Source organism: Sedimentibacter sp., from assembly GCF_033447055.1.
GTDB lineage: Bacteria > Bacillota > Clostridia > Tissierellales > Sedimentibacteraceae > Sedimentibacter.
Map to the genome: position 1 here is coordinate 1 of NZ_JAWQJF010000044.1, position 18,278 is coordinate 18,278.

At 33.0% G+C, this 18,278-nt stretch carries 16 protein-coding genes, 1 tRNA gene and 1 pseudogene; 5 read left to right on the forward strand and 13 right to left on the reverse strand.

Annotated elements, in window-relative coordinates:
* The 3 genes and pseudogenes from SA378_RS02710 to SA378_RS02720 all read right to left on the reverse strand — a co-directional run.
* Positions 1–907, reverse strand: a 907-nt coding sequence (locus SA378_RS02710) for an ABC transporter substrate-binding protein (RefSeq protein WP_318524455.1), incomplete at its 3' end; no start/stop codon positions are given.
* A gap of 11 nt (positions 908–918) precedes the next feature.
* Positions 919–1,166: pseudogene (locus SA378_RS02715) on the reverse strand (TM1266 family iron-only hydrogenase system putative regulator).
* Between the two features lie 189 nt (positions 1,167–1,355).
* Positions 1,356–1,556, reverse strand: coding sequence for a helix-turn-helix transcriptional regulator (locus tag SA378_RS02720; protein ID WP_318524456.1), 201 nt, complete (start codon positions 1,554–1,556; stop codon positions 1,356–1,358).
* Between the two features lie 203 nt (positions 1,557–1,759).
* Here SA378_RS02720 and SA378_RS02725 point away from each other — a divergent pair.
* Positions 1,760–1,834: transfer RNA gene (locus SA378_RS02725), tRNA-Glu, on the forward strand.
* Positions 1,835–1,974: 140 nt separating this feature from the next.
* Positions 1,975–3,621: a glutamate--tRNA ligase gene (gene gltX / locus SA378_RS02730; RefSeq protein ID WP_318524457.1), complete on the forward strand. Its 1,647-nt coding sequence runs from the start codon at positions 1,975–1,977 to the stop codon at positions 3,619–3,621.
* Between the two features lie 43 nt (positions 3,622–3,664).
* On the opposite strand, the gene SA378_RS02735 is transcribed toward gltX, so the two are convergent.
* From SA378_RS02735 to SA378_RS02765, 7 genes are all read right to left on the reverse strand, one after another.
* Entirely contained in the window at positions 3,665–4,867 is a 1,203-nt protein-coding gene (locus tag SA378_RS02735) for an aspartate aminotransferase family protein (protein WP_318524458.1), read from the reverse strand.
* A gap of 14 nt (positions 4,868–4,881) precedes the next feature.
* On the reverse strand, positions 4,882–5,748 hold the full coding sequence (argB, locus tag SA378_RS02740; protein WP_318524459.1) for an acetylglutamate kinase: 867 nt from the start codon (positions 5,746–5,748) through the stop codon (positions 4,882–4,884).
* Between the two features lie 14 nt (positions 5,749–5,762).
* On the reverse strand, positions 5,763–7,013 hold the full coding sequence (gene argJ / locus SA378_RS02745; RefSeq protein WP_318524460.1) for a bifunctional ornithine acetyltransferase/N-acetylglutamate synthase: 1,251 nt from the start codon (positions 7,011–7,013) through the stop codon (positions 5,763–5,765).
* Between the two features lie 41 nt (positions 7,014–7,054).
* Positions 7,055–8,095, reverse strand: coding sequence for an N-acetyl-gamma-glutamyl-phosphate reductase (gene argC / locus SA378_RS02750; RefSeq protein WP_318524461.1), 1,041 nt, complete (start codon positions 8,093–8,095; stop codon positions 7,055–7,057).
* Between the two features lie 452 nt (positions 8,096–8,547).
* A complete protein-coding gene (locus tag SA378_RS02755; RefSeq protein WP_318524462.1) occupies positions 8,548–9,522 on the reverse strand; it encodes a dipeptidase in 975 nt (324 codons plus the stop codon).
* Positions 9,523–9,644: 122 nt separating this feature from the next.
* Positions 9,645–10,850, reverse strand: a complete 1,206-nt coding sequence (locus SA378_RS02760; RefSeq protein WP_318524463.1) for a DUF819 domain-containing protein — start codon at positions 10,848–10,850, stop codon at positions 9,645–9,647.
* Between the two features lie 559 nt (positions 10,851–11,409).
* On the reverse strand, positions 11,410–11,538 hold the full coding sequence (locus SA378_RS02765) for a hypothetical protein (protein ID WP_318524464.1): 129 nt from the start codon (positions 11,536–11,538) through the stop codon (positions 11,410–11,412).
* A gap of 149 nt (positions 11,539–11,687) precedes the next feature.
* Here SA378_RS02765 and SA378_RS02770 point away from each other — a divergent pair, with 149 nt between their 5' ends.
* The 3 genes from SA378_RS02770 to SA378_RS02780 all read left to right on the forward strand — a co-directional run bounded on the left by SA378_RS02770 (position 11,688) and on the right by SA378_RS02780 (position 13,871).
* Positions 11,688–12,443 (forward strand): ABC transporter ATP-binding protein, encoded by a 756-nt coding sequence (locus SA378_RS02770; RefSeq protein WP_318524465.1) that lies wholly within the window; start codon positions 11,688–11,690, stop codon positions 12,441–12,443.
* Positions 12,424–13,251: an ABC transporter permease gene (locus SA378_RS02775; RefSeq protein WP_318524466.1), complete on the forward strand. Its 828-nt coding sequence runs from the start codon at positions 12,424–12,426 to the stop codon at positions 13,249–13,251. Before SA378_RS02770 ends, SA378_RS02775 begins: the two co-directional genes overlap by 20 nt.
* A gap of 80 nt (positions 13,252–13,331) precedes the next feature.
* The gene (locus SA378_RS02780) at positions 13,332–13,871 is read left to right on the forward strand and encodes a helix-turn-helix domain-containing protein (protein WP_318524467.1); all 540 of its coding nucleotides are present in this window, start codon (positions 13,332–13,334) and stop codon (positions 13,869–13,871) included.
* Between the two features lie 68 nt (positions 13,872–13,939).
* Here the strand turns inward: SA378_RS02780 and SA378_RS02785 are convergent, their stop codons facing one another.
* The 3 genes from SA378_RS02785 to SA378_RS02795 are packed head-to-tail and all read right to left on the reverse strand — an operon-like array spanning position 13,940 to position 18,014.
* Positions 13,940–15,631, reverse strand: a complete 1,692-nt coding sequence (locus SA378_RS02785) for a [FeFe] hydrogenase, group A (RefSeq protein ID WP_318524468.1) — start codon at positions 15,629–15,631, stop codon at positions 13,940–13,942.
* A 3-nt stretch (positions 15,632–15,634) separates the two neighbouring features.
* On the reverse strand, positions 15,635–17,536 hold the full coding sequence (locus SA378_RS02790; RefSeq protein ID WP_318524469.1) for an NADH-quinone oxidoreductase subunit NuoF: 1,902 nt from the start codon (positions 17,534–17,536) through the stop codon (positions 15,635–15,637).
* Positions 17,517–18,014, reverse strand: coding sequence for an NAD(P)H-dependent oxidoreductase subunit E (locus SA378_RS02795; RefSeq protein ID WP_318524470.1), 498 nt, complete (start codon positions 18,012–18,014; stop codon positions 17,517–17,519). Before SA378_RS02795 ends, SA378_RS02790 begins: the two co-directional genes overlap by 20 nt.
* Positions 18,015–18,278 lie beyond the last annotated feature (264 nt).

An 18,278-nucleotide genomic window follows, 5' to 3' on the forward strand; every position in this document is an offset into this window, starting at 1 on the left:
CGCAATAAGGAAGAGCTTTTTCTACAATTGCTGCGCTTGGCATAATTTCATTTTTTTCAACAAGCACTGAGGTATCAGTTGGATTTTCAAGCACCCATTTAACAGAGGCTTCATATTGTTTTAAAAACTCAGCAACAAACTCCTTGTTGTTTTCTGTAAATTCCTTATTTACAACAATACATCCTGTGTAAAGCTTACTTGCTCCATCAGTTGCATCTTTCCATGCTTCGTTTAAATCAATTAACATTTTTACATTATTGTTTTTCATTGTTGTTTGAGTTACAAAAGGTTGAGGGAGAAGAGCTACTTTTGAGTCTTCTGCAATTACAGATTGGGCCAGTGTCGCATGATCCATTGTGTAATCAAGTTCAACTTTGCCATCAAGACCATTTTGTTTTAAAATATAATTCATCGCATAGTCAGGAGTTGATCCTTTTGCGCTCATTCCAACAGTTTTACCGTCCAAATCCAAAACAGAAGCAACTTCATCAGTTCCAACAACATATAAGTTGCCTATGGTGTTTACAGCCATTAACTTTAATGCACCGCCAGTTTTGTTGTATAAAACAGAAGCGAGGTTTATTGGAACAGAAGATATTTGAATATCACCATTTATTATTTTTCCAGTGAGTGCATCAGGAGCACTTTCAGCTATGTATTCTACATTGTAACTGTCGCTGTTTAAAGCTTTTTCATCTATCATTTTAATCATTCCTATTGAGGTAGGTCCCTTTAATCCTGCAATGGTTACATTTACAGGTTCTTTTGGTTCTTCCTGTTTCGTCTCTGCAGTTTCACTTTTATTTTCAGCAGTTTCAGGTACTGCTGGAGTTTCTTTACTGTTTGCACAACCGGTAAACATAGATATTGCTAAAACTAAAATTAATAACAAGCTAATTTTTTTCATTATTTTCTCCACTAATTTTTTTTAGATAATGCACTTTTTACACTCAATCCTTTAATTTTTCCAAGTTTTCCGCTAAGAGCTCCTATTTCGTCAGTTGTTCCGTCAACAATAATAGAAATAACATTTACTCCACGTTCTTTATAGGGAATTCCCATTCTCCCAATTATATGCTGCCGTATTGATGTAAAATATCATTTACTTCAGCAATTTGAGATAAATCTTCAATTACTATTCCTATAACGCCGATTCTTTTATTCATAATACCTCCTTATACAAAAAATTATTCCTTGCATACACAAGGAATAATAATAGAGAACATTATTATTATTATTATTGTATTTTTCCTTGCCCTTAGAAAATCCTTAAGCTTAGATTTGATATTAATTTAACATAAAACAATTTATAAATCAATATATATTTATGTTAAGATAATTTAATATTGTATGTATTATTCTTCTTCCTTTAACAGTTCATCCATTGAAATGTTAAAATACTTAGCAAAACTTGTTAAATAAAAATCAGATGGTTCTTCTTCGCCAATTTCATATAGTTTGATTCTTTCTTTAGGTACATTTAGTGCGGTGCCAAGTTCTAGTTTTGTCATATCTTTTTCTTTTCTAATTTTTCTTAATTTTTCACCTAATGTCATAATCGTCACCTCTATTTTTTATTTAGCTTACTCATAAAACATTATATCATACATAATAAAAACTTCAACATGTTATTTAATCTTACAGCTCTGATGATATTTCAATTTGTTGCAAAAAGTTGGAAATAAATATTTAAAATAACAATTTAAAATTTAGTAGACAAAACGAAATTATCATTGTATAATTACTAAGGTCATATTGTGACTCATTGGTCAAGTGGTCAAGACGCCACCCTCTCACGGTGGAATCAGGGGTTCGACTCCCCTATGGGTTACCAAAATATATATGGGGACGGTGATGTTTAAATATGAACAAAAACCGTCCTTTGTTGTTCAAATGGAACATAATTAAACGACACCAATAATTAATAAAATTTGGGTAGTTCATATAAAAATATTAATTGCTATGGAGGATTAAATGGATTATAAAAAACTTTCAGAGATTTTATTTCCAAATATAAAAGAGTCAATTTCATATTATGAAAATGAGGTTTTTCCTGTAAGAAATTTAAAACCTGAAGCTAAAGTAACAAGATTAGCTCCAAGTCCCACAGGTTTCATTCACCTTGGAAATTTATACGGAGCTTTTGTAGATGAACGTCTTGCACATCAGAGTGAAGGCGTGTTCATGCTTAGAATAGAAGATACTGATGATAAACGTAAAGTAGAAGGTGCTGTTGAAACTATTATTTCATCACTTGAATATTTTGGTTTAAAGTTTGATGAAGGAGTATGCATTGAAGGTGAAATTGGAAATTACGGGCCATATTTTCAAAGCAATCGAGGCAAAATTTATCAGTGTGTTGCTAAATACTTAGTAGAGAATGGAAGAGCATATCCATGTTTTTGTACAGAGGAAGAATTAGAAGAAACTAGAAAAAAGCAATCAGAAGAAAATGTCAATACAGGATATTACGGAAAATGGGCAAAGGACAGAAATTTGACTGTTGAAGAAGTTCAAGCTCATTTGGACAATAATGAAGAATTTGTGATAAGATTTAAATCATATGGTACAGAAGAAGGAACATTTGAAATAGATGATGCTATCAGAGGACATCTTGTAATACATGAAAATTATCAAGATATAGTAATTTTAAAAACTAACGGAATACCAACATACCATTTTGCTCATGTTGTTGATGATCATTTAATGAGAGTTACACATGTTGTAAGAGGAGAAGAATGGCTTTCAACTCTTCCAATTCATTATGAAATATTTAAAACGTTAGGATGGAATACACCCATATATTGCCATACAGCACATTTAATGAAAATGGATAATGGTGCGAAAAGAAAACTTTCTAAAAGAAAAGACCCTGAACTTGGACTTGGATTTTACATGGATTTAGGATATCATCCTTCTGCAGTCAGAGAATATTTGCTTACAATTTTAAATTCCAATTATGAAGAGTGGAGAATTGCAAATCCTGATAGTCTAATAGATAATTTTGAATTCACATTGGAAAAAATGAGCAATTCAGGAGCATTGTTTGATTTAGACAAATTAAACAACATAAGCAAGGATGTGCTGTTGAAAATTTCAGCAGAAGAAATTTGCGAATTTTTGCTTAATTGGTCTGAAGGACATAAAACAGAAATCACACAGGTTTTAAATGATAACAAAGATGCAGTGATTAAGTTGCTATCAGTTGGAAGAAATGGGGATAAACCCCGTAAAGATTTGATGTACTGTGAACAAATATTTGAATTTATAAGCTATTTCTTTGATGAGTACTTTAGTATTGTCGACAAATATCCTGAAAATGTAAATGACGAAGAAGTAAAAAAACTGCTAAAAGCATATTTAAACACATATGATCACAATGATGATCAGAGCCAATGGTTTGATAAAATAAGAGTGATATCAGGGGAAAACGGATATGCAGCAAAGCCTAAGGATTACAAGAAAAATCCTGAAATGTACAAAGGTCATGTTGGCGATGTAAGTTCTGTGATAAGAATGGCAATAGTTGGCCGTGCATCATCGCCGGATGTTTGGGAACTACAGCAAATCATGGGAGAAACAAAAGTTAGAAGTAGAATTGAAAAAGCAATTAATAATTAATAAATAAAGAAAAGCTGTAATTATACAGCTTTTCTTTAATAAATTATTTTGAGATAACAGTTGCATCTATAGCGGCTTTGAATTTTACAATCATTTCATCTACGTGTTCTTTTGTTATTATCAATGGGGGAACAATTCTTACTACATTTTTACCGGCAGTAATTATAATCAAACCATTTTCTTGTGCTTTGAGGATTATATTGGTAACAGGCACTGAAAATACAATACCCTGCATAAGTCCTTTTCCTCTTCTTTCTATAATAAAATCATATTCATCCACAAGTTTATCCAACTGATTTTCCAAGTAAGGAGCAATTTCATTAACGTGCTCTACAATGTTGTTAGACTCAAACAAGTCTAAAACTTTGCTTACAGCAGTACACACCAATGGATTACCGCCGTAAGTAGTTCCATGGTCACCCGGAATCATGGCTGATTCCATTTTTTTATTTGCAAGAAATGCTCCAACAGGCACTCCGCAGCCCAAAGCTTTTGCAAGTGCTAAAACATCTGGCATTACTCCATAATTCTGGTAAGCAAACATGGAACCAGTTCTGCCCATTCCACATTGTACTTCATCAAAAATCAAAACTATATCTTTTTCTTCACATAAGGATTTTACACCCTGCAAAAATTCTTTTGTTGCAGGATATATTCCGCCTTCTCCCTGTACAGGTTCAATTATTATGGCACAGGTTTTTTCAGTAATTTGAGATTTAACACTTTCTAAATCATTCAAATCTGCAAATTTTATTCCTCCAATCAAAGGCTTAAATGCTTTTTGGTATTCGCTGTTTCCTGTTACGGATAAAGCACCCAGGCTTCTTCCGTGAAAAGAATTGTTCATGGATATTATTTCATAATCTGAAAATCCACTTTTGTCATAGGCATACTTTTTAGCAAGCTTTAATGCTCCTTCAATGGATTCGGTTCCGCTGTTAGTAAAAAATACTCTTTCCATACCTGTTGCGGACAATATTTTTTTTGCAGCGTCTATGGCAGGTACATTATAATAATAATTGGATGTGTGTATTAATTTATCCAATTGTGCTTTTAATGCTTCATTGTATTCTTTGTTATTGTAGCCCAGGGCAAAGACTGCTATTCCCGCAGCAAAGTCTAAGTATTTTTTTCCTTCAGTGTCATATAAGTAAACACCTTCTCCTTTGTCTAGAATGATTTCATACCTTTTATAAGTGTGTAGCAATGATTGTTCTGCTTCTTCTATATAATTTGTTTTGTTCATTTGTTTGCTCCCTTCTAGCAATTTAATATCATTGTTCCAATATTTTTATTTGTAAAAAATTCAAGCAGTAATGAATGCTGTATTCTACCATCTAAAATGTGAACCCGTGAAACTCCGTTTTCAACTGCATCAATACAATTTATCAATTTAGGCAGCATTCCGCCTCCTGCATTTCCGCTGTCTAAAAATTTTCTTGCCTCCGGAACTGTTAATTCTGAAATCAAAGTGGATGAATCCTTTGGATCTCTGCATACGCCTTCAATATCTGTAAGAAATACAAGTTTTTCAGCTTTTACTGCTGTTGCAACGGCACAAGCAACATCATCCGCATTAATGTTGTATTCTTGAAACTGCTCATCTAATCCTATAGGGCTTATAATAGGAATAAAATCATTATCCATCAAAGTCATCATTAATGTAGTATCAACTTTCGTTATTTTTCCAACATAACCGATGTCTAAATCATTTACATATCTCTTTATTACTTTTATTGTTCCTCCGTCTTTGCCGCTTATGCCTACAGCTTTAACTCCCATACCTTCTGAAATCTTAACAAGCTGTTTGTTTAGTTTAGATAAAACCATTTCAGCAATTTCCATGGTTTGAGCATCTGTAACTCTAAGTCCGTTTACAAATGTATTCTTAATTCCCAACTTGTTAACCCATTTGTTTATTTCTTTTCCCCCGCCGTGGACTATAATAGGTTTAAAGCCTGCATTTTTTAGCGAAACTACATCTTCAATCACATTTTTTTTAAGTTCTTCATCAATCATTGCGCTGCCGCCGTATTTTACTACAATAATTTTGCTGCTGCATTCTTGAATTTGTGGCATATCTTCAACTTTAACATTTGATTTTTGAAACAATAATTCTATTTCCATTTTAACTCCGTCCTTTATATTATTAAATAATTATTAGTTGTGTATTTACGAGCATATTCAGCGTTAATTCTTACGTATTCATAAGTTAAATCGCAACCCCAGGCAGTAGCTTGCGAACAGCCCATTTTAATATCAGCTGTTACTGTTATTTCAGATTTTGATAAAATTTCAGCAGCAACTTCTTTTCTGTAAAAAACTTCAATTCCATCTTCAATCAATTTAATTTTTCCGGCACTGCTTTCAAAATATAAATCAACCTGATCAGGATCAAATTCAGCACCAGAGTAGCCCATAGCACAAAGAATTCTTCCCCAATTTATATCATTACCAAAGATTGCTGCTTTTGTTAGATTTGAAGAAACAATGGATTTACTTAACTTTGCTGCTTGCTCCTTATCTACTGCGTTTATCACTTTTACTTCAAAAAGTGATGTAGCTCCTTCGCCGTCCTCAGCTATCCTTTTTGAAAAATAAGTATTCACATAATTCAAAGCTCTGTAAAATTTTTCGTAATCTTCATTTTTTTCTGTAATTTCCGGGTTTTCAGCCATGCCATTTGCAAGGAGCAGCACAGTATCGTTTGTGGAAGTATCACCGTCAACGGAAATCATATTGTAAGTATCTTTAATATCAGCACTGAGAGCTTCTTGGAGTAATTCCTTTGAAATAGCTACATCTGTAGTTATAAAGCTAAGCATGGTGCACATATTGGGATGTATCATACCGGAACCTTTGCACATACCTCCGATTACAACTGGTTTTCCTCCAAGTTCTATTGTTACTGCTAATTCCTTTTTCTTTGTATCTGTTGTCAATATTGCTTCGGCAGCAAGTATTCCATCTTCAGTAGAATTGCCTAAAATAGGAACTAAATTTTGTATACCTAGCTTTATTTTATCTATAGGTATTTGCTTTCCTATTAAGCCTGTGGATGCTACCAGCACTGATTCTGCAGGTATTCCTAAACATGAGCCTGTAGTGACTGCCATATCTTTGCAATAACCCATACCTACTGATCCTGTACATGTATTTGCCACTCCACTGTTTACCACAACAGCCTGAACGAATGGCGAATTTCTTACCATTTCCATATCCCATTTTACGGGTGCTGCTTTTACTATATTAGTAGTAAAGGTTCCTGCAGCTTTGCATGGAACTTCACTGTATATTAGTGCCATATCCTTTTTTTTCTTTCTGATTCCTGCAAAAATGCCTGCAGCTTTGAATCCTTTTGCAGCTGTAACGCCGCCTTCTATTTGTATCATATCTATTCTCCTGACTATTGAGCAAATTTATTTTAACTTAACTAAGGAAACATTGGTACTTGTATTAGACCTGTAGTTTCTTCTATACCAAACATAAGATTCATATTTTGAATTGCTTGTCCTGCTGCACCCTTATTCAAATTGTCCATGGCACCCATAATAATGATTCTGTTTGTTCTATCATCAATTTTAAAGTTCACATCAACATAATTGCTTCCTTTAATCCACTTTGTTTGCGGGTAAACATCCTTATCTAATACTCTTACGAACTTCTCCTCATCATAATATTTATCATAAGCAGCTTTTACCTTTTCGTAAGTCGTATCGCTGTTTAGTGAGGCGTAGGCGGTTGTTAAAATTCCCCTGTTCATTGGTACTAAGTGAGGTGTAAAATTAATTCTCACATCATTTCCGGCAGCGTAAGACAGCTGTTCCTCTATTTCAGGAGTATGTCTGTGATTAGTTATTCCGTAAGCTTTTATGTTCTCATTTACTTCGCAATATAAATTATCAATTTTTGCACTTCTTCCGGCACCTGATGCTCCGGATTTAGCATCTACTATAATGCTGTTTATATCTATAAGTCCTTCTTTTAATAAGGGGTATATTGATAAAATTGTGCATGTAGGATAGCATCCTGGGTTCGCAACAAGTCTCGCGTTTTTTATATTGCTTCTGTTAATTTCGCATAATCCATATACGGCTTGTTCGATTAACTTCGGGATTTTATGGTGAATTCCATACCACTTTTCATAAATGTCCACATCTTTAATTCTGAAATCTGCACTTAAATCTATTACTTTAGTCCGTGACAATATTTCCTCGTTCATTAAAGATGAACAAAAACCTTGAGGTGTGGCAGTAAAAATTACGTCAACCATACTTGATAATTCATCTATACTATCACCTAAACATTTATTATCTACGATTTTAAAGAAATTTTGATATACTTCATAATATTTTTTATCAATATAACTTTTAGAGCCATACCATTTTATTTCGACTTCCTTGTGACCAAGTAGTAGTCTTGTCAGTTCTCCTCCTGCATATCCTGTCGACCCTATAATTCCTACCTTAATCATTTCTGCTGCTCCTTTTGAAATTTTATTGTTGAATGGATGAATTTCAACCATTTATAATTTTTTTAGAATTTATGGATGATTATATAACTTTTATTTTATATATGCAAGAAAAATTTTTAAAAATTTTTTTGAATTAAATATAGAATAATTCAATTTTAAAATGTTATTGAATAATTATATAGATGTGTAACTTCGAACTATTTATAAAAATAAAAAAACAGTTGATGAAACGCGTATTAAAATATAGCGATATGCAACTCAATTAGTTACAATATATTATAATAGTAAATGTATGATTAAAAGAAATAAAATATAATTACAATATATAGGGAGACAACGTAATACTTATTTTTAAAAATAACAAAAATAAAGCTATGTTTTCATAAAAAAACATAGCTTTATAAATTCATAAATATACATTAGAAATTAATTATTTATATGCAAATAATCAATTATCCTATAATTTCTTTAATAACTCTTTCGTAATTCTTATATGCGATTTTTTCAATGTCTTCTGTCTTGTATCCTCTCTTTACAAGAATATCTATTAGAGCAGGTATTTTAGCTGCATCTTCTAGACCTATTGCAGCAGTTGATTCACTGTCCTGGAAGCTTGCTGTTGTATCTCCTTGAAGAAAGTCACAAAAATCAAAGCCAAGACCAATGCTATCAATTCCAACAAGTTCGGCAATATAATCTATATGGTTTGCAAGGTGTTCAACAGTAGGATTCTTTAAATTTATAAAATCTGGCCATGAATTCATTCCTATTACACCGTTTCTTCCTGCAATTGCTTTGATTTGGTCATCTTTTAAATTTCTAGGGGCATTACAAAGGCTATATGCATTTGAATGTGAAGCAATAAAAGGTTTTGTTGTATTTTCATATATATCCCAGAATGTTTTTTCATTTGCATGCGATACATCAATTATCATATTTAATTCTTCTAGTTTGTGAATAGCTTGTATTCCAAGAGGCGTTAAACCTCTGTCTTTGTTTGAACTTCTGACGCCTGTTGCAAGTTCATTTTCTTCATTCCAAGTGAGGCTTGCATGTCTTGCTCCAAATCTGTGAAGCATTGTTAAAAGACTTAAATCATCTTTTATGCCACTCAAACCTTCACAGCCTATAATTATAGGAAGTTTTCCTTTTTCCCTTAGATTTAATATATCATTGTAGTTATATACAATTCCCGCAATGTCTTTCATGTCTTCAATTTCGTCACTTATAGCTCCTAAAATCTGAAGCATTCTCCAAGAAGGGTCATCTGTATAGGGAGGGTCTATCCATATCACAAGTATTGTACCATCTATTCCGCCTTTTCTGAGCCTTTCAATGTGATGGTTTTTTATTACGTTTTTCTCTCCGTTTAATCTTTTCATTGTTACGTCAGTAAAGATATCAGAATGTCCATCAAAAATTTTCATATTACTACCTCCGTATAGTTATGCTGAATGACTTTTACAGCCATTCAGCATAACTAATAGTAAAAATTTTTTCCATATTGCAAAACTGTTTATTACAATTTAAATCATTACTGTTTTAAAAATTAGAATATAGTTGCTAGCCATGTACCTACAAATAGTCCAATATAGTTTCCTACGACATATCCATATACTCCTACAAGCATTGCAGGCAATACAAGATCTTCCCATCCTTTTGCAATAGCCATTGCAGCAGCTGTTGTTGGTCCGCCAACATTTGCATTTGATGCAATGCAAAGCTCTTCAACATTAAAATGAAATAGCTTTCCAATTCCAAATGTTACAAGCATGTTTACACAAACGATTATTAGGCAGAAAACAAGCAATATTGGGCTTTGTAGCAAAATAACTTTTAGGTCTGCCGGGGCACCAATTACTACGAAGAATATGTAAATCATAAATGTTCCGATTTCCTGAGCTCCTCTTATTTCTCCAAAGAATTTTGGAAATGCAGTTGCAAGAGCACATGTAATTGTAGTAAGAAGCAAATATTTTGATCCGAATATTCCTTTAACAAGTTCCGGAGCTTCAGTTGCATTAATAACTTTAGCAATTTCAGTTGAAATAAATACTATTACAAATGTTGATCCAAGTGCTTTAGCCATATCAAGAAGAGATATTTCTTTTCTTCCCCAATAGCTTCCAGCTTTAGTCTGACCAGCTACTCCAGCTGCAGCTTTATCAGCTGCTTCAACTTTATCTTCATATGGATGACCAAAATGTTTTCTGAAATAAGCTGTTGTTGGTATTATCATGAGCACCATGAAATAAATAGCCATGTTAAGATTATCTGCAACAATAAGTGCATTCACCTGGTTTTTTGAAGCCTGAAAAGCATCTGACATAGCAACGAAGTTAATTCCACCACCTGTGTAGCTTCCTGTCATCATTCCAGCTGCTTTGTTTATTTCAGGGATAAATTTGGCAAGTAAGAATGATGCTAAAATTGCTCCCAAGAATGTTCCTACCGCTGAAATGTTAAAAGCAGCGAAAGTACGTCCGCTTTCTTTCCAAATTTTTCTTAAATCAGCTTTAAATAATAATAGCGGCACTGCAAGTGGAACTATATAGCCCCATACTGCATCATATACCGGTGACTCTGTAGGAATAACTTTAAGATTGGCAAGTACTAATGCTCCTAGTAATCCAATAATTGCACCACTTATTTTGGCTGCCCAGTTGTATCTTTGTTCAAGGAAAATACTTACTGCAGCCCATCCGACTAAAATAGTCCATAATGCCAATGTGTCATCTGGTTGAAAAAATGTCATAACTGCCTCCTCATATTTTGTTATTATTTTTATAATAGCTTCTTATGTTGAAACTATTTATAAATTCAAAAATTTTTATTATATAGCATTAATTAGTGAAAGCGTTTATTTATATATAGTTATAACACGGCATATTTTCAACGTCAAACAAGAAATCCTTTGCAAGCTATCGAATAATGTAGAAATGTTTAGTTAGATTAAATACATTTCAATATTTCGAAAAAATTTGACATTAATTTCAATTTATTGAACTTTATATTTTAATATATTGAAAATAATTAATTAATTTGAATAAATTATGATTTATTCAAATTAATTATAAGATTTTGCTACTTTTTAATCCAGTATTTTTTAGAATTTTATATTAAAGAAAATTTTTGGAATAGACAAAAAAATAGAATAGGTTGTAGATTGAGATGTGGTAAAAAAGTCTGATAGGGTTCTCAAAAAATAATGTAATAGTTGTAAAAGTATTATATAGGTATAGTGGTATGTAAAAATTCCCCCTTTATTTATTATATATTTGTTTGTTCAGTATTTGAACTAGGTAATCCTAGTTCTATTTTTCGTTTGCATCTACATCTTTTTTTCTTTCTTCAACTTCAAAATTATTCGGGATGTATACATTTCCGGGGTTCTGCTGTATTTTATTTTGCATTTTAAGCTTATTTGTCAACTTCTTAAACATTATATCACCACCTTTTTTATAGTTTTTCACATTATAGTAAATATATTATGATTATCAGTTGTTTTTTTAATTTTAATTAGTATTAACTTATTCAAATTTTTTGAATAACATAATGATAAATAGCTTTATCGTTCTTACGGAGGTTATATATGGAATATATGTGCGAACTAAAAAATATCTCTAAAAGATTTCATACAATTAATAACGAGACAAAAGCAATAGATGATATTTCCTTTAATGTAAGAAAAGGAGAGATTGTTTCTATTGTAGGTCCATCTGGTTCTGGAAAATCTACGGTGCTATCATTAATTGCAGGATTGGAGAATCCATCTGAAGGGGAAGTAACAGTTAATACAAACAGCATTGGCTTTATGTTTCAAAAGGATCAACTTTATGAATGGAGAAATATATATAGAAACTGTCTGTTAGGTTTGGAAATAAAGCGCATGGATACTGAAGAAAACAAGGAAAAAGTTATAAAAATGCTTAAGAATTATGGGTTATATAATTTTAGAAGCCATTATCCAAGTCAACTGTCTGGTGGAATGAGGCAAAGGGCAGCATTGGTGCGCACCTTGGCTATTGAACCTGACTTGCTTTTATTAGATGAACCTTTTTCTGCATTAGATTATCAAACGAGGCTTTCTGTAGGTAACGAAGTTGGCATTATTTTAAGAAAAGAGAAAATTACCACTGTATTGGTAACTCATGATATTCCTGAAGCTGTGAGCATGTCAGATAGAGTAATTGTTTTTACTGAAAGACCTGCAAAAATTAAAAAAGAGTATGAAATTAGAATTAATTGTCAAGGTGAAAGAACACCGATGAAATGCAGAAACACTTTAGAATTTGGAGAATATTTCAGAAAGATATGGAGGGATTTAGATGTGGAAGAAACAAAGTAAGTCCAGCCAGTCAGTTGTTGTTATTTCTAAGGAACATGAAGAATATTTAAAGTCAATAAAGAGAGAAAAGAATTTTATTAAAACAACTCAAATCATGGTATTTGCAATATTTATTGTGCTTTGGGAAACAGCAGCCCGTCATAATTTAATAGATACATTTTTGACCAGCAGCCCTGGAGCTATTTTTGAACTTATTGTTAAGTACTTGGGAAATGGAAACTTATTCAATCATTTATACGTATCAACAACTGAAACAATAGCAGGATTTTTAACCGGAACAATTGTAGGATTTTTAGTTGCCATATTGCTGTGGTGGTTTGAAAAGTTGGCTCGTATATCGGATCCATATATTGTTATTTTAAACAGTCTTCCCAAAACAGCACTTGCCCCCATTATTATTTTGTGGGCTGGAATGGGGTTCTCGGGCATAGTTGTAACCGCTGCTTCAATATCAGTTGTTGTAACTATTATGACTCTCTATACTGGATTTATCAGTGTTGAGAAGGATAAAATAACCCTGTTGAAAACATTGGGAGCTACAAAGTACCAAATACTCAAAAATGTAATTATTCCGTCTAACATTCCAAGTATCATGAGCGTTATAAAAGTAAACATCGGATTGTCCTGGATAGGGGTTATTGTTGGTGAATTTCTCGTATCAAAAGCAGGAATTGGATATTTGATACTTTACGGAAGCCAGACATTCAAACTTGATTTAGTCATGATGGGTGTTTTTATTCTTGGAGTAATAGCTGCGATAATGTATTTTTTCGCTGCATGGCTGGAGAAAAAAATAATAAAGTATTGATAAATCGTTTTCTATATTGTATAATATGTCAGTAAAAATTCATTGTTTGAACATTTGAAAATTAAATTGAGGAGAATTACATGGAGCTGGGTGATAAAATTAGGTCATTACGCCAAAAGCAAAAAATCAGCATTGAGCAGCTTTCAGCAAAAACCGGTCTTAGCAAGGGCTTAATCAGCCAAATTGAACGAGATATAACCGGACCTTCTGTTGCATCGCTGTGGAAAATATCAAAGGTGCTTAATGTAACCATGAATTATTTTTTTGATGAATATGATGATTTTAATCAGATAGTTCGCAAAGACGAGAGAAAAAAAATAATGATGAGAAAAGCGAGCCGAGTTTATGAACTTTTAAGCCCTGATTTAAAAAAACAAATAGAAATGCTGTGGATAGAAATAGCTCCTCATGAACATAACAACGATGAGCTAATCAGCCATGATGGAGAAGAATGCGGGGTTGTAATCAAAGGTACATTAAGAATATTATCTGGTGAAAATGTGTACGATTTAAACGAGGGTGACAGCATATATCTGGACAGTACAATACCTCATAAGTATTTAAATATTGGCGATGAAGTATCAGTTTCTGTTTGGTCTATGGTTCCTCCAAGCTTTTAGAAAATAAAAATATAAAAAAGGATTAATGTCAGGAAATAATGACATTAATCCTTTTTCACTAGGATAAATTAATGATGGTTATGAAGCATATGTCTTTTGTTTTTCATGACACCTTCATAAATATTTTTTACAATGTAGTTATCATCAGAATTTTTAATTTGAGTCGTTTTGTCTATATTGTAGAGACCTTTAGCTCTTAACAGTCTAGTTTCTCTTGTTATTGTTTTAGGTACAGGCTGACCTCCGCCAGCTATGCAGCCACCGATACACGCCATTACTTCTACTAAGTCATACTGCTTTTCACCGCTTTTAATTTGTTTTATAAGGTTATCTGCATTCTTAAGTCCGTGAACTACGGCTAATTTAATTTCTTTTCCATCAAAATTTACAGAAGTTTCTTTAACAGTGTCTAAACCTCTGACACTGTTAAATATTATTTCACAGTCATCTTTTCCATATTTATTTTTTAGTACTTTTCGAAGAACTGCTTCCATTACTCCACCGGTTGTTCCAAATATTACACCTGCTCCGGAACCAATACCAAAAGGCATATCCATCGATTCTTCTTCAATTTCATCAAAATTTATACCCATTTCTTTAATCATGATTGCAAGTTCCTGTGTTGTCAATACTACGTCAACTTCTCTTTTTCCATTATGACTATATTCTGGTCGGGCTGCCTCAGCTTTTTTAGCAGTACATGGCATGATAGATAGTATAAATGTATCCCTGTCATCTTTAAAATCTATTTCATTATATGATTCTCTAAGGACTGTTCCAAACATTTGTTGTGGAGATTTGCATGAAGAGATATTTTTTAAAAGTTCAGGATATTTGTTTTCTGCAAATTTAACCCATGCAGGGCAACATGAAGTAAACAACGGGAGATTTTCACCCTTTGTGAATCTTTCTAAGAATTCTTCACTCTCTTCCATAACTGTCAAGTCAGCTGATAAAGTTGTATCAAAAACTTCTTCAACACCAAGTTTTTTAAGAACGGCTACTATTTTTCCTAAATTTATTTCACCAGGAGTTTTTCCGAATTCGTCACCTAATGCAACACGCACTGCAGGAGCAACCTGTGCAATTACTCTTATATTTTTATCGTATAGAGCATCCCACACCTTCTGAGTTTCATTTTTAATCGTTATTGCTCCTGTTGGGCATACAATACGGCATTGGCCACAGTTTACACAATTAGATTCAGCTAAAGTCTTATTAAAAGGAGGTGCTATTTTAACATCAGATCCCCTGTTTACAAAGCCGATTGCTCCAACACCTTGAACTTCTTCACATACCATAACACAGTCGCCGCATTTTATACACTTGTTAGGATTTCTTACTATGCTTGGACTTGAATTATCTATTTCATCATCTTTTACCAACTGAGTGAATCTATTTTTGGTTAACCCATATCTTTTGGCAAGATTTTGCAATTGACAATCACCGGTACGTTCACATGATGTACAGTCTCTGTCATGATTTGCAAGCAGCAATTCAAGAATCATTTTTCTATATTTTCTAACTCTCGGCGAATTTGTATATATTTCCAGTCCATCTTTAGGTTTTTCAGAACATGATGCTATGATTTCTCCTTTAGATGTTTCTACTGAACACATTCTGCAAGCTCCGTATATACTTAATTCAGAATGATAACAAAGTGTAGGCAAGTCAATACCGGAGTCTCTAATTACACTTAATATATTTTTCTGATTTGTGTATTGTACCTTTCTGCCATCTATAATCATATATCCACTCATGGTCTATACCTCCCTGATTGCATTAAATGGGCAAGTTTCTATGCAAGCTCCGCATTTTATGCATTTTTTACTGTCTATAACAAATGGTTCCTTTATCTTACCTGAAATAGCATTTACAGGGCAGATTTTAGCACATTTAGAGCATCCCTTGCAAAGTGAAGGATCAATCTGTATAGCTATTAGATTTTTACATTGCTTAGCAGGACATGTTTTATCTACAACATGAGCAAGATATTCATCGTAGAAAAATTCCAAAGTACTTAGGACAGGGTTAGCTGCAGTTTTTCCAAGTCCACACAAAGCAGTGTTTTTTACAGTTTCTGCAATATCTTTTAATAGTTCAAGATCATCAATAGTTCCATTTCCTGCAACTATTTTTTCGAGAATTTCAAGCATTCTCTTTGTACCTTCTCTGCACGGTATACATTTACCGCAGGATTCACGCTGAGTGAAGCTCATGAAAAATCTTGCAACTTCCACCATGCAAGTATCTTCGTTCATTACAACCATTCCGCCTGAACCAATCATTGCGCCGACTTTTTTCAGAGAATCAAAACTTAAGGCTAAATCTAAATGCCTTTCATCAAATGTTAAACATCCACCGGAAGGTCCACCTATTTGAACAGCTTTGAATTTTTTTCCATCAGGAATACCGCCGCCTATATCAAATATTACTTCTCTCAAAGTTGTTCCCATAGGAACTTCAATCAATCCTGTATTTACAACATTTCCTGTCAGTGCAAATGCCTTTGTTCCGGGGCTGTCTTTAGTACCATACTTTTTATATTCTTCAACTCCCATTGTAATTATTAATGGAACATTAGCAAATGTTTCAACGTTATTTAATACGGTTGGGCATCCGAACAATCCTTGTTCAACAGTTCTCGGCGGCTTAACACGCGGCATGCCTCTTTCACCTTCAATAGATGCAGTAAGGGCACTGCCTTCACCACAAACAAAAGCACCAGCTCCTTTGTTTATACGAAGCTCAAAATCAAAGCCAGAACCTAGGATGTTTTTTCCTAATAATCCTGATTCATTTGCTTGTGAAATTGCTATTTTTAATCGTTCTACAGCCATAGGATATTCTGCTCTCACATAAATATATCCTGTGTTGGCTCCTGTGGCATATCCGGCAATTATCATGCCCTCAATAACTTTATGAGGATCTCCTTCCATGATGCTTCTATCCATGAATGCACCCGGGTCTCCTTCATCGCCGTTGCAAACAACATATTTATTAGGGTTATCTTGAGACAAAACTTGTCCCCATTTTTTACCTGTAACAAAACCTCCGCCACCGCGGCCTCTTAATCCGGATTCTTGAATTTGCTTACATACCCCTTTAGGTTCCATAGTGCTGAGAACTGTTGAAAGAGCTTTGTAACCGCCTCTTCCTATATATTCTTGTATATTTTCTGCATCCATATTGCCGCAGTTTTCTAAAACCAATCTTGTTTGTTTTTGATAGAAAGGTATTTCTTCCTGAGTCTTATATATTTTTTCGGAATCATGGTACATTAATCTTTCTACAGGTTCACCTTTCAAGATAGTATAATTAAATATATCTTCACAGTCTTCCAATTTAACTCTTAAGTATAAATAGTTATATGGTTCAATTCTCACAATTGGTCCTGCTTCACAAAAACCATGACATCCGCTTTTTTTGACGCTGACGCCTTCGCCTTCACCTTCACCTTCATCTTCATTTTCCTTTAACAAGTCAACATCTGCCAATGCGCCACTTTCTTTAACAAGTCTTTTCAACTCTTCATAAATGAACAGAGAGCCGCCTGCTATACATCCTGTGCCGGCACATACTAAAACCTTTGTTTTTTGTTTTTTCAATGAATTCATAAAAAGATTTGCAAAATATGTTAAATCATCATATGTTTTTATCAACATTTACATTTTCCTCCTTTTTAATGTTCTTTATTAACTCAACTGCTAATTCTGGAGTCATTTTAGGATGTACGTGATCGTTTATTGTAATAACAGGAGCCAAGCCGCAAGCACCTAAGCATGAAACGGTTTCAACGGTAAACAATAAATCGTCAGTTGTATGTTTTTTATCTGACAAACCTAGTTCTTTGTAGATTGCATTTAAAATCGGTACAGATTTTCTGACGTGGCAAGCTGTTCCGTCACAAATTTTTATTATGTTTTTACCCTTGGCTTCTAGTGAGAAATTTTCATAAAAAGTAGCAACGCCATAAATCTTAGACTCACTAATATCTAATTTTTCAGCTATATAAATTAAAATATCCTGAGGCAAGTATCTATATTCTTTTTGAATTTCTTGAATTATATTAATAAGCTCTTTTTTTTCATAATTGTGACTAATAAGAATTTCATCAACTTTGTCTTTAATATCAGCAGTCATAATACATTTCCCTTCATTTTATATATTTTGTTAATAATATAACAAAATATATAAATATAATCAAGTGAATAATATTCCATAAACATTAAAAAATACTATTAAACATTTAACTTGATTATATAATTATAAATAAAAGCAGGCATACGATTTTTTGCTAATTAAATAAATTAAAAAAGTTGACATACATAGAAGTTCGATGTAATCTATAAACATAGATATTCTATGTATACGTGGAAGGATTAAAAATGAAAATAGACAAAAATA